Source organism: Bradyrhizobium arachidis, from assembly GCF_015291705.1.
In the GTDB taxonomy this organism is placed as follows: domain Bacteria; phylum Pseudomonadota; class Alphaproteobacteria; order Rhizobiales; family Xanthobacteraceae; genus Bradyrhizobium; species Bradyrhizobium arachidis.
Genome location: NZ_CP030050.1, coordinates 7247610 through 7259423 on the forward strand (window position 1 = coordinate 7247610; position 11814 = coordinate 7259423).

General features: G+C 64.5%; 14 protein-coding genes. 10 read left to right on the top strand and 4 right to left on the bottom strand.

What is annotated here, in order from left to right; genetic code table 11:
• Positions 1 to 55: 55 nt before the first annotated feature.
• Both WN72_RS34115 and WN72_RS34120 read right to left on the bottom strand, forming a co-directional pair.
• Positions 56 to 520 carry a group III truncated hemoglobin gene (locus WN72_RS34115; RefSeq protein ID WP_035730946.1) on the bottom strand — a complete coding sequence of 155 codons (465 nt, stop codon included), beginning with the start codon at positions 518 to 520 and terminating at the stop codon, positions 56 to 58.
• 140 nt (positions 521 to 660) lie between these two features.
• Positions 661 to 1512, bottom strand: coding sequence for a 3-hydroxybutyryl-CoA dehydrogenase (locus tag WN72_RS34120; RefSeq protein WP_027562348.1), 852 nt, complete (start codon positions 1510 to 1512; stop codon positions 661 to 663).
• Positions 1513 to 1913: 401 nt separating this feature from the next.
• Here WN72_RS34120 and pstS point away from each other — a divergent pair, with 401 nt between their 5' ends.
• From pstS to WN72_RS34150, 6 genes are all read left to right on the top strand, one after another.
• Positions 1914 to 2966, top strand: a complete 1053-nt coding sequence (gene pstS, locus WN72_RS34125) for a phosphate ABC transporter substrate-binding protein PstS (protein ID WP_092216082.1) — start codon at positions 1914 to 1916, stop codon at positions 2964 to 2966.
• A 91-nt stretch (positions 2967 to 3057) separates the two neighbouring features.
• Positions 3058 to 3402: an ArsR/SmtB family transcription factor gene (locus tag WN72_RS34130; protein ID WP_027562346.1), complete on the top strand. Its 345-nt coding sequence runs from the start codon at positions 3058 to 3060 to the stop codon at positions 3400 to 3402.
• A gap of 11 nt (positions 3403 to 3413) precedes the next feature.
• A complete protein-coding gene (locus WN72_RS34135) occupies positions 3414 to 3893 on the top strand; it encodes an ArsI/CadI family heavy metal resistance metalloenzyme (RefSeq protein WP_027562345.1) in 480 nt (159 codons plus the stop codon).
• 16 nt (positions 3894 to 3909) lie between these two features.
• On the top strand, positions 3910 to 4320 hold the full coding sequence (gene arsC, locus WN72_RS34140; protein WP_027562344.1) for an arsenate reductase (glutaredoxin): 411 nt from the start codon (positions 3910 to 3912) through the stop codon (positions 4318 to 4320).
• On the top strand, positions 4320 to 5024 hold the full coding sequence (locus tag WN72_RS34145) for an aquaporin (RefSeq protein ID WP_092216083.1): 705 nt from the start codon (positions 4320 to 4322) through the stop codon (positions 5022 to 5024). The genes arsC and WN72_RS34145 overlap by 1 nt, the downstream gene beginning before the upstream one ends.
• Before the next feature lie 167 nt (positions 5025 to 5191).
• The gene (locus WN72_RS34150; RefSeq protein WP_027562343.1) at positions 5192 to 5890 is read left to right on the top strand and encodes an ABC transporter permease; all 699 of its coding nucleotides are present in this window, start codon (positions 5192 to 5194) and stop codon (positions 5888 to 5890) included.
• On the opposite strand, the gene WN72_RS34155 is transcribed toward WN72_RS34150, so the two are convergent.
• The gene (locus WN72_RS34155; RefSeq protein WP_092216084.1) at positions 5864 to 6673 is read right to left on the bottom strand and encodes an ABC transporter substrate-binding protein; all 810 of its coding nucleotides are present in this window, start codon (positions 6671 to 6673) and stop codon (positions 5864 to 5866) included. The two genes, WN72_RS34150 and WN72_RS34155, sit on opposite strands and share 27 nt — an antisense overlap.
• A 157-nt stretch (positions 6674 to 6830) precedes the next feature.
• Between WN72_RS34155 and WN72_RS34160 the strand changes: the two genes are divergently transcribed.
• The 3 genes from WN72_RS34160 to WN72_RS34170 all read left to right on the top strand — a co-directional run bounded on the left by WN72_RS34160 (position 6831) and on the right by WN72_RS34170 (position 9226).
• Positions 6831 to 7103, top strand: coding sequence for a hypothetical protein (locus WN72_RS34160; protein ID WP_092216085.1), 273 nt, complete (start codon positions 6831 to 6833; stop codon positions 7101 to 7103).
• Between the two features lie 268 nt (positions 7104 to 7371).
• On the top strand, positions 7372 to 8877 hold the full coding sequence (locus tag WN72_RS34165; protein WP_143130593.1) for a hypothetical protein: 1506 nt from the start codon (positions 7372 to 7374) through the stop codon (positions 8875 to 8877).
• Positions 8878 to 8941: 64 nt separating this feature from the next.
• The gene (locus tag WN72_RS34170) at positions 8942 to 9226 is read left to right on the top strand and encodes a TonB-dependent receptor plug domain-containing protein (protein WP_027562339.1); all 285 of its coding nucleotides are present in this window, start codon (positions 8942 to 8944) and stop codon (positions 9224 to 9226) included.
• Between the two features lie 19 nt (positions 9227 to 9245).
• Here WN72_RS34170 and WN72_RS34175 read toward each other — a convergent pair whose 3' ends face one another.
• Positions 9246 to 10562: an alpha/beta hydrolase gene (locus tag WN72_RS34175; RefSeq protein WP_092216087.1), complete on the bottom strand. Its 1317-nt coding sequence runs from the start codon at positions 10560 to 10562 to the stop codon at positions 9246 to 9248.
• 261 nt (positions 10563 to 10823) lie between these two features.
• On the opposite strand from WN72_RS34175, the gene blaBJP reads away from it, so the two are divergent.
• Entirely contained in the window at positions 10824 to 11708 is an 885-nt protein-coding gene (gene blaBJP / locus WN72_RS34180) for a BJP family subclass B3 metallo-beta-lactamase (RefSeq protein WP_092216088.1), read from the top strand.
• Positions 11709 to 11814 lie beyond the last annotated feature (106 nt).

Here is an 11814-nt window from a genome sequence, read left to right on the forward strand (position 1 = left end):
GACGCGCCATTGCGCGAAGCGAACTTGCGCGTTTCTCAGGCAGGCATTTTGTATGTCAGGACCTCAGCGCGTGACGCGGCGAAGCGATGCGGCCCGCGATGGTGGCCGAAGCCATTTCAAAGCTGTCGGCGATACGCCGCGCCTTGTCGATGAACAGCGCAGCCGCCGGCGGCGGACAGACTTCGCGCGCAGTCTGCTCGAACAGATCGAGCCAGCGGTCGAAATGATCGCCAACCAGACTCAGCGGCATATGCGCTCGCATCGGCGAGCCATGATAGCGGCCGCTCATCAGCACGACCGACGACCAGAAATCCTTGAGCTTGGCGAGGTGCTCGTCCCAATTCTGCACGATCGCGAACACCGGCCCGAGCAGCGCGTCCTCGCGCACGCGTCCGTAGAAACGGGTGACGAGTTCCCCGATCATCTCCTCGGTGATTCCGGTGCGCTCGATCGCATCCTGGGTCAACAGGCTCCGCCGCGCGGCCGCCGCCTCGCGCTCGGCCTTCAGTCGATCCGACATGTTTTTTGCTATCCGCTTTCGTTGTTCCCGCGACGCCGCCCGTTCGACATTGTCGGGCCATTTGCGCGCGGCGTCTTTGTCGCAGCGCAAATTGCGGGGATCGGGCGGCGGACGCGAAAGGCCCGCCGCCTGCACCATGATCAGGTGCCGTAAGTGTAAAAGCCCTGCCCGGTCTTGCGGCCGAGATGGCCGGCGTCGACCATTTCCTTGAGCAAGGGGGCCGGACGGTATTTAGGATCGTTGAAGCCCTTATAAAAGACCTCCATCACCGAGAGCATGGTGTCGAGGCCGACGAGATCGGCCAGCGCCAGCGGTCCGATCGGATGGTTGCAGCCGAGCTTCATGCCGGCGTCGATCTCTTCCGCCGTTGCGATCCCTTCCTGCAGCGCGAAGATCGCCTCGTTGATCATCGGGCACAGGATGCGGTTGACGGCGAAGCCCGGGCTGTTCTTGGCCGTGATCGCCACCTTGCCGACGCGCTGGGCGAAATCGAGCGCCTTGGCGTGAGTGTCGTCGGAGGTCTGCAAGCCGCGGATGAGTTCCAGCAGCGCCATCACCGGAACCGGATTGAAGAAATGCATGCCGATGAAACGATCGGGACGATCGGTCGCGGCGGCCAGCTTGGTGATCGAGATCGACGAGGTGTTGGTTGCCACCAGGGTGCGCGGCGACAGCGTGGCGCAGAGGTCCTTCAAGATCTTGACCTTGAGCTCCTCGTTCTCGGTCGCCGCTTCGATGACGAGGTCGCAGTCGGAGAGCTTGGCGCGATCGGTGGTGCCTGTGATGCGCTTGAGTGCGGCCTCGCGATCGGCGGCCGAGATCTTCTCCTTCTTGACCAGGCGCTCGAGGCTGCCGCCGACGGTCGAAAGCCCGCGGTTCACCGCCGCATCCGAAATGTCGACCATCACGACCGAAAGCCCGGCCGCGGCGCAAACCTGCGCGATGCCGTTCCCCATGGTACCTGCCCCGATGATGCCAACGGTCTGGATCATTGCCTCACATCCTTCATCCTTGCGGGGCGTGCCGGTACGGCCCGGCCCCAATTGTTTCTGCATCAGGGTCTAGCACCGCCACCGGGCGGGGGCGACCTGATCATGCCCCTTCCTTAAAGCATCCGAAGCGGGAATAAAGCCGCCATTCGGCCGCAAAACGGCATGATTTGGCGGTCTGGCAGGCGGTTTTCCCGAATCTGCGCGTGCTCTACCCCCAGCGCCTTGCAGCGGGGCGGCTGGACCCGGCCCGTTCGGACCACCTTGATCTACATCAATCGGACGATGCGGAGCTCGCTGACGGTGTGCTGTAATTGATGCGCAATGGCCAGTGCGAATGCTTCGCGACGCCATTGTGACATAGCCCACATCAGCCTCGTGCCCCACCTGTTAGCGTCGCGCACATGACAAAACATATTGCACTTCCCATCGTCCTCGCCGCTCTGCTGGTCGCCACGCAGAGCCTGGCTGCCGAGACCAAGGGAGCCGGCTCAACCTTCGTTTCGCCCGTGATGGCGAAATGGATCGACGCGTACAGGTCGAAGACCGGAAACATTGTCAGCTACCAAGCCGTCGGCTCGAGCATCGGCGTCGGCCTGATCAAGAAGGAAGCCGTCGATTTCGGCGCCAGCGACATGCCGCTCGATCCCAAGGAGCTGGACAAGCTCGGCATGATGCAATTCCCGATCGTGATCGGAGGCGTCGTGCCCGTGGTCAATATCGACGGCGTCAAGCCCGGCCAGATCCGCTTCACCGGGCCTATGCTCGCCGACATCTATCTCGGCAAGCTCAGATCCTGGAACGATCCGGCCATTCGCGCCATCAATCCCGACATCAAGCTGCCGAACACGGCGATCACGGTGGTCCATCGCGTCGACGGATCGGGCACGACGTTCAACTGGTCGAACTATCTCGCGAAGGTGAGCCCGCAATGGAAGACGAGCGTCGGCGAAGGCACCTCGGTCGAATGGCCGCTCGGGCTCGGCGGCAGGGGCAATGACGGCGTCGCCTCGCTGGTCAGCCTCGTTCCGGGCGCGATCGGCTACCTCGAATACACCTACGCGCTGCAACGGCTCGATCGAATCTCTTTCGGTGTAGTGCAGAACAGCGCCGGCAATTTCGTCGTCCCTGACGCCGCCTCGTTCCAGGCCGCGGCCTCAAGCGCGGACTGGGAGGCGGAGAAGGATTTCCATCTCGTGCTGACCAATGCGCCGGGCGAAGACGCCTATCCGATCACGGCGACGACCTTCGTGCTGATGCCGAAGATGCCGAAATCACAGGAGCGTTCCGCAGCCGCGATCGACTTCGTCCGCTGGTCGCTGGAGAACGGCAAGTCGCAGGCCGAGACGCTCAACTACGTCCCCCTGCCCGCCGCCCTGATCGATCAGATCGAGCGCTACTGGCAGCAGAACTTTGAAGCGCAGACGGTCTCCGCAGCGGCCAGCGTGAAACGTTGAGGCCCAAAGGGCCGGCCGTCAGGTCGAGATCGGGGCATGCTCGCCCCGATCTCGATTGACAGACACCCGATATTTCCATAATCGTTGAAATATGGAAAAGACAGATGCCGTCGCGGCACTCGCCGCGCTCGCCCAGGACAACCGTCTCGATGTCTTCCGCCTGCTGGTGCAGGCCGGCCCGAACGGCATGGCGGCGGGCGCGATCGCCGAGGCGCTGGATCTCGCCCCCAACACGCTGACATTCCACTTCGACCGGCTGCGGATGGCGGGGCTTGCGACCGTCCGGCGCGAGGGGCGCTCGATGATCTATGCGGCGCGGTTCGAGACCATGAACGCGCTCGTCGGCTTCCTCACCGAAAACTGCTGCGGCGGAGCGTCATGCGCTCCGGCGGCGCCTGCGACATCCGCGCGAAAGCGCAGCAAAGTGCCAACCTGAAGGGACAGACCATGAAGCGCCTGCACGTTCACGTCTCCGTCGAGGATCTCTCCCGCTCGATCGAGTTCTACTCCGCCCTGTTCGCAAGCGAGCCTTCGGTCGTGAAAGCCGACTATGCCAAATGGATGCTTGAAGACCCGCGCGTAAATTTTGCCATCTCGACACGCGGACGCGCGGCAGGCCTCGACCATCTCGGCATCCAGGTCGAGACCGGCGAGGAGCTGCAAGAGGTCTATGCACGCCTGCGCCAGGCCGGCGGCGACATCATCGAACAGGGGCAGACCACCTGCTGCTATGCCAAGTCGGAAAAATCCTGGATCGACGATCCCGCCGGCATCGCCTGGGAAACCTTCCACACCACGGGCGAGAGCACCGATTACGGCGACGGCAGCGGCGAGAACCGGGCGCGGGTCGCGCACGAGAAGCAACAGACGCAGTCGGCTTGCTGCGCGCCGCAGGCGGCGCCGACGGCCTCAAAGGCGTGCTGCTGAGCGCGGAGGTTCTCGAATGGACGCGATCATCTACCACAATCCCGATTGCGGCACGTCGCGCAACACGCTTGCGATGATCCGGAACGCCGGCATCGAACCGCACGTGATCGAATATCTGAAGTCGCCACCGTCGCGCGCGCTGTTGCAGCAGTTGATCGCGCGCATGGGAATTTCGGTACGCGAGGCGGTTCGCGAGAAGGCGCCGCCTTACGCGGAGCTCGGGCTCGGCAATACGGCGCTGACCGACGAGCAACTGCTCGACGCGATGATGGCGCACCCGATCCTCATCAATCGTCCGATCGTGGTGACGCCGAAAGGCGTGAAGCTCTGCCGCCCCTCCGAACTGGTGCTCGATCTGCTGCCGGCGCAGCACGGCGAATTCGTCAAAGAAGATGGCGAGCGCGTCAGGCTGGATCGCGGCGCCTGATGCCAGGGCTTGCACAGCGCGCCTTCGCCGAGTGGCTCGGAACGGCGTTCCTGCTCGCAGCCGTCGTCGGCTCCGGGATCATGGCGCAGAGACTCTCAGGCGGAAACGTCGCGCTGGCGCTGCTGTGCAATACCATCGCCACCGGCGCTGTCCTCGTCGTGCTGATCCTGATGTTCGCCCCGATATCGGGTGCGCATTTCAATCCGGCGGTGACGCTGGCATTCGCTTTGCGCGGCGAGGTACCATGGACCGACGCTATTGCCTATCTCGCCGCCCAGATCGCCGGCGCAATCGCGGGCGTGGGGCTCGCGCATCTGATGTTCGAGCTTCCACTCCTCCAGCTGTCGCTCACGGAACGCAGCGGCGCCGGACAATGGTTGGCCGAGGCCGTCGCCACCTTCGGCCTGCTATCGACGATCCTTGGCGTCGGCTATCGGACCCCAGCGGCCGTTCCTTACGCGGTCGGCCTCTATATCACCTCGGCCTACTGGTTCACGTCGTCGACATCGTTCGCCAATCCCGCCGTTACCATCGCCCGCTCGCTATCTGATACGTTCGCAGGGATCGCCCCTTGGGGCGTTCCAGCTTTCATCACCGCTCAACTCATCGGGGCCGGCCTTGCCGTTCTGCTGGCACGCTGGCTCTGGGCCGGAGCCCCTGAAACGTGGAGCGCTCCTCAGCTCCCGTCCGGCGGGCCTGTATAACCAGGCCTCAAATTCATTTCCTGAGATGAATCGCGTTTCCAAATCGCTTCCCGCGGGTATTCTGTGCATGTCGACAAGACCAGCAGAGACCGATCCGTGACGCGATCACGTCGCTTCGACATCGATGATTCCGAGGCATTCCGCCCGGCGCCAAAGCGTCCGGCCGAATGAACGATTTCGCGCGATCCGTTGCCGCGGCCTTTACGCTGATCGGCGAAGCCGATGCCGAGTTGCTCGGCATCGTCGCCCTGTCGGTCCGCGTCAGCCTCACCGCCAGCATCGTCGCGCTGCTGATCGGCGCGCCGTTCGGGGCGTTGCTAGCCATCACCCGTTTCCGCGGACGGCAGGTCATCATCGTGCTGACCAATGCGCTGCTCGGCCTTCCTCCGGTCGTGGTCGGGCTCGCGCTCTATCTGCTGCTGTCGCGGTCCGGTCCGCTCGGGGCTGCCGGCCTGCTGTTCACGCCGACCGCCATGGTGATCGCGCAGACCCTGCTCGCCACGCCGATCGTGGTGGCGCTGGTGCACCGGCCGGCAAGCCTGCTGTGGGCCGAGTACGGCGACTTGGCGCGGATCGACGGATTGTCGGCGCTGCGCAGCATGGCGCTTTTGTTCGCGCTGGGACGGACCTCGCTGCTGACCGCCTTTCTCGCGGCTTTCGGGCGCGCCATCGCCGAGGTCGGCGCCATCATCATCGTCGGCGGCAACATCCGCGGTTTCACGCGCACGATGACGACCGCGATCGCGCTGGAGACCAGCAAGGGCGACCTGCCGCTGGCGCTCGGGCTCGGGCTGATCCTGCTCGCGCTCAGCGTCGCGGTATCGACCGTCGCATTCCTGCTAGTGGGACGCGTTGGGGAAAAATAGCTGCTCGCCCCCGACCTTGTAGCCGGCGATCGCATCCTGCCCCTTCGGCGAGACGAGCCAGTCGATGAAGGCCTGCCCCTCCTTCGCCTTCACGTTCGGATGCTTTTCCGGATTCACCAGCATGACGCCGTACTGGTTGAACAGCCGCTTGTCGCCCTCGGTCAGGATGGTGAGCTCGCCGCGGTTCTTGAACGAGAGCCAGGTGCCGCTGTCCGACAGCAGATAGGCACTCGACGACGAGGCCATGTTCAGCGCCGGGCCCATGCCCTGCCCGATCTCGCGATACCAGCTGTCCTTGGCGGCAGCGATGTCGATGCCTGCCTCTTTCCACAATCTCAGCTCGGCCGCGTGCGTGCCGGACTTGTCACCGCGTGAGATGAACGGCGCTTTCGCCGCTGCGATCTTGCGCAAGGCATCAGCGACGTCCTTGCCGCCGGCGATCTTCGCGGGATCAGCCTTCGGGCCGACGATGACGAAGTCGTTGTACATGACGTCGAAGCGCTTCACGCCCTGCCCTTCGGACATGAACTTGTCCTCGGCCGGCCGGTCGTGGACGAAAACCACATCGGCATCGCCGCGTCGTCCGATGTCGAGCGCCTGACCGGTGCCGACGGCCACGACCTTCACCTCAATGCCCTCGGCCTTCGAGAACAGCGGCAGTAGGTAGCCGAACAGGCCAGATTGCTCCGTCGACGTCGTCGAGGCTACGGTGATGCTGCGATCCTGCGCGAATGAGCATGTCGACCAGAACAGAACCGTTGCGATGGCGGCAAGCTTCCTCATTGCGTCGTCCTCACACCTGGATATCGAGTGCTGCAAATTACGTCAGGCAAACTGCGCAGGGAACCCCGACGATCGGCCCCGCCCGGGCGCGATCCGGCCGCTCAGGAACGTCGCTCCCGTGTCCCGGTTGTCCAGACACGAACCCAGGGAGATCCTGATGAAGAAAATCATTCTCGCATCCGCCTGCATCATGGCGCTGGCGACCGGTGGCGCCTTTGCGCAGACACAACCCGCGCCGGACGCATCTGGTCAGGGCGGCGTCGGTCAATCCTCGCGAGGTCCCGCGACCAAGGGCATGACGACGGGCAAGTCGTCGAACATGCAGAACGAGGCCGGCAGCAGCAAGGGCACACAGTCGCCGAGCGCGGGCGGCACCAACACCAACAACATGGGCAGCCAGGCCGGCGGCGGCGCCGGTTCCAGGAAATAGCCGCAAGATCGACATGTCGGGAAGGCACGACTGTGCCTTCCCGCGGGATCAACGATCTCGGACGACTCTTACCGCACCGCGAGGCACGCGACATCGACGTTCGGAAAGTCTTGGAAACTGCCGACGGTAATCTCATCTGCACGGCACGTGTGGATGTTCTGCAATTGGTCCCAGTCAGATTGACATCGGTGTGACAGGCGGGGCAGTTTTTCATATTGCTGACGAATCAGCGATTGCCTCACGCCGAGTACCTCTTGGACAACTCCCAGTGCTTTCGAGACTGATATCGTTGCTGCGCCGCATTCCAGCGGTGAAATGGGCGTTCACCCGGCTTCGGCCCTTGCCGCACAGCGGCAGCATCGACGTCGCGGCGAACGAAGCAAGTGACTCGCCTGCCATCCTTGCCGACGTCGCGGAAGCCGCGCCGGTGCGCGACGCGAGTAGCGCCGAACCGTTGCATGGCCAGGCCGACATCACGGTCACGACTCCCGTCGTCGAGGACGAGCCCGCGATCTCCGTCATCGTGGAGAGCCCGTCAGCAACGCCGGCTGGTATCAGCCTCAGCGACGAACCCTCCGGCGAGACAAGCGTGGACGTCGAGCCTGCTGTCGTCGAGCAGGCTTCGGTCTTGCCGGTCGATGTCGCGAGCGAGCAGGTTGAGGCTCCCGAAGTCGTCAGCAACGATCCTCCGGCGCAATCGCCTGCGAGCATTGAGCCCGTCATCGTGGAAGAGGCACCGGTCTCATCCATCGAGGTTGCGAGCGAGCTCGCCGATGCTCCCGAGGCTGTCATTGGCAGCGTTCCATCGTTCGAGCTCGCGACCAAGATCGAGCCTGCTGCCGCGGAGGAGACTCCGGTCGCGTCGGTCGACGTCGCGAGCGAGCACGTTGCGGCTCCCGCAGTCGTCGGCAACGATCCTCCGGCGGAACTGCTTGCAAGCATTGAGCCCGTCATCGTGGAAGAGACGCCGGTCTCGTCTGTCGCGGTTGCGAGCGAGCCGGCCGAGGCTCTCGAAGCTGCCATCGGCAGCGTCCCATCATACGAGCTCGTGACCGAGATCGAGCCCGCTGCCGCGGAGGAGACTCCGGTCGCGTCGGTCGACGTCGCGATCGACGCGGTCGATGCTCCCGTTCTTCTCGTCACCGACGACTCCGCTCCTGACGTTCTCGTGGATGACGCGCCGGCCGCTATCGACGGCTCGTGTGTCGCGTGCGCCGATGACAATGTCCTGGATGTCTCCGAGAGCAGCATCGACGGCGATCCCTCGCCCAGCGTCGCGGCGGAGATCGAGCCTGCCACCGCCAACGATCCTGCCCCTGTCATGGTGGTCGCCGCTGAGGATTCTTCCGCTGAGGCTGCCAGCGGCATCGCCGACAGCGCGCCGGAGCCGGCTCTCGAGTCTCCCGTTCCGGAAATCTCCCGCGCAGCGAAGGCCCGCGCAAAGGTCACGGAACCCACCGACCGTGCCGCGCTGATCCGGCAGCGCTGGGCGGAGACCGGGATCAGGATGTGGAATCCGCGGCTTCACGGCAGTGGCGATGCGACGCTGAACATCCAGGGGCGGATTGGGCTGCTGCCGCCCGCGCCCGGCGAGACGATGCCGCGCTACGAGAAGCTGGAATTCAAGATGCTCGGCGGGCAGATCGTCTGCGAGGGTGTCATCGTCGAAGCGCCCGCGCAGGCGGACAGGCGCAGCTTCACCCGGCTCGCCGAGCCGCGTCACTCCGAGCGGGTCCGCGAACCGGCGCGGGAACGCCAGGCCGCCCTCGCCTGATCCCTTTTCATCTGCGATCGCGCTCGCCATATGCTAGGCTGACACCCTGGATATGGGAGACCGCATGTTCGCAACATCATTGCGACTGGTCGTGATCGCTGCTCTCTGCGTCTCGCAAGGAGCTTTTGCGGCGTCCGGCAAACGGCCGCGCCACGTGCCGGCAACGGCGGCCGCGACCGATCCCGCAGCACCCTACAAGGCCGACCGGTTGTCCTCCTCGCGCGGCGAGACCATCCTCAACACGCCCGGCCAGACCACCGTGCTGACGCGTCAGAGGCTCGACGACATGAACGCCACCAGCCTCCGCGACGCCATGCGCTCGACCGCCGGCGTGACGATCGGGCGCTAAAGCCTGATCCGCTTTGCGCTCAGGGGATCGGATAGCCCTTCCAGACCCACTCCAGCGCCGACGGCAGCGTCTGCGCGATCGTCGGGCGATCGACGTGCTTGGCGTTGCGCACGAACAGGAACTGGTAGTGATAGCCCTTCTCCGCCAGCACCTTGGCCATCAGCGCGTTCGACAGGGTCCAGTCGTGCATGCCGTCGGGAATGGTGGGGTTCGGATAGAACAGGTCCTGGTCGCCGCCGAAGAACCAGAAGCGGATCGGCTTGGCCGGCGCGGCGACGATCAGCGGCACTCCGGGCGGCTCGGCCGGCGTCAGCACACCCGCCTTGGAGATCAAATTGGGACCAGCCGGCCCCGTCCAGGCGCTGTGATACTCCCAGGCGCCGCCGCGCAGCGACGGATCATGCGGCCATTGCTGGTTGACCATCGTCGGCGAGAAGGCCAGCACGCGGTGATAGAGATCCGGATAGAACCAGGCCATGGTGAAGGCGGCGGCGCCACTCGAGCTCAATCCCATCGTCGCGCGTCCGTCGGGATTCCTCGTCAGCTTGACGTCGGCGTTCTTCTCGACCAGCGGCAGCACCTCGCGTTCGACGAACTGCGCATAGATGCCCGAGACCGCGTCATATTCACGACCGCGCTGGCTACCCTGCGCATCCTGCCCGCCATTGCCGATCTGGATCGCGATCATCGGTGGCACGCGGCGCTGCGCGATCAGGTTGTCGAGCGTCGTGGCAAGGTCCTTGTAAGCGTTGGAGCCGCCGTCGCCGACCACGATGAACGGCGCTTCGGATCCGCGCACATATTGGGCCGGCACGTAGACGTCGATCGTGCGCGACCAGACACCGGGATGGCTGGTGATGACGATCATGTGCGACTTGTCGTCCGCCGCAGTGACCGTCGTCATGATCGAGGAATTGGTGCAGCCCGCGACGTCGTCGCGGATCAGGCCGGGATTGTAGACCGCGCTCTCTTTCGATGACAGCGTGAAGGATTTCGTCGTGCCGCGCGGCACGCCCTCCTTTGCGATCGTCTCCGGGGCGGGATTGTGGGTCGGGCCGATGATGAAATTGCCTTCGGCGCCCGGCGGCGGCAGCGTCCCGTCCGGCAGCTCGGTCGCGCGCGGGTAGTTGGCACTAAGGGGATCTCGCGTCGGCGGCGCTGTCTTCAAATCGAGGCCTGTCGTGTCGATGAAGAAGGGCGCGGCCTTGTCGGTGGTGTTGGCACCAGGCGGCACGGCCATGTTCTGGGTGACGCAGACCGGCTGGGCCGACGCGATCGACGAGAATGAGACGACGGAAATGAGCGTCCCCGCAAGGACGAACAATGGATTGGTCATTTCAGCTCCCCGTGCCGACGAGTCTTGCTGGCCCATCTTGAAGCAAAGTATGCCGGGCCGCCGATGCCGGGTCAAACAGCAAGCGGCCGCATTGCAGCGATAGCCCCATGCTCAAACCGGACGGCGCTCCTTATTCCGCGCATGCCGCGAAAATTTGAGAGCTCGATGCCGTTGCTGCCGTCCTTCGCACGACGTAGCTTGCGCATCGGCCGCGCAGATGCCGCGTCTGGCTGAAACGACAAGAACACTCGGGAGGCAACCATGAGAAAGCTTACGGCCGCGCTGTGTGCGCTGGCGTTCCTCACAACCGGCGCGCAGGCGCAGACCATCAAGGACTTCCTGGCAACGGTCATGCAGAAGTGGACGGCGCCGTTCGAGCCGTTCCAGCTCATCGGCAACGTCTACTATGTCGGCACCGACGGCATCGCCGTTTACGTCATCAAGACCTCGCAGGGCCTGATCCTGATGGACACGGCGATGCCCCAGTCGACCGGCATGATCAAGGACAACATCGCCAAGCTCGGCCTCAAGGTCGCCGACATCAAGATCATCCTCAATACGCATGCCCATCTCGACCACACCGGCGGCTTCGCCGAGATCAAGAAGGAAACCGGCGCACAGCTCATCGCCGGCGAGCGCGACAAGCCGCTGCTCGAAGGCGGCTACTATCCCGGCGACGAGAAGAACGCGGACCTTTCCTTCCCCGCGGTGAAGGTCGACCGCACGGTGAAGGAAGACGACAAGGTCACCCTCGGCGACACCACGCTGACGGCGCACGCGACACCCGGCCACTCGCCGGGCTGCACGAGCTGGGAGATGACCGTCAAGGACGGCAACCAGGACCGCGACGTGCTGTTCTTCTGTAGCGGCACCGTTGCGCTGAACCGCCTGGTCGGCCAGCCGACCTATCCCGGCATCGTCGACGATTACCGCGCGACTTACGCGAAGGTGAAGGCGATGAAGATCGACGTGCTGCTCGGGCCGCATCCGGAAGTCTATGGCATGCAGGCCAAGCGTGCGGAGATGAAGGACGGCGCGCCGAACCCGTTCGTCAAGCCGGGCGAGCTCACCACCTACGCGACCGGCCTGTCGGAGGATTTCGACAAGCAGCTCGCCAAGCAGACCGCGGCGCTGGAGAAGAAATAGCGGAGATACTTCACCTCACTCCAACGCGGAGAGGTGGATGCCGCACGTCGTCCGGCACGACCGGCGTGCGGCGATCCGCGGCGCCCATGCGCATGGTTAGCAGGAC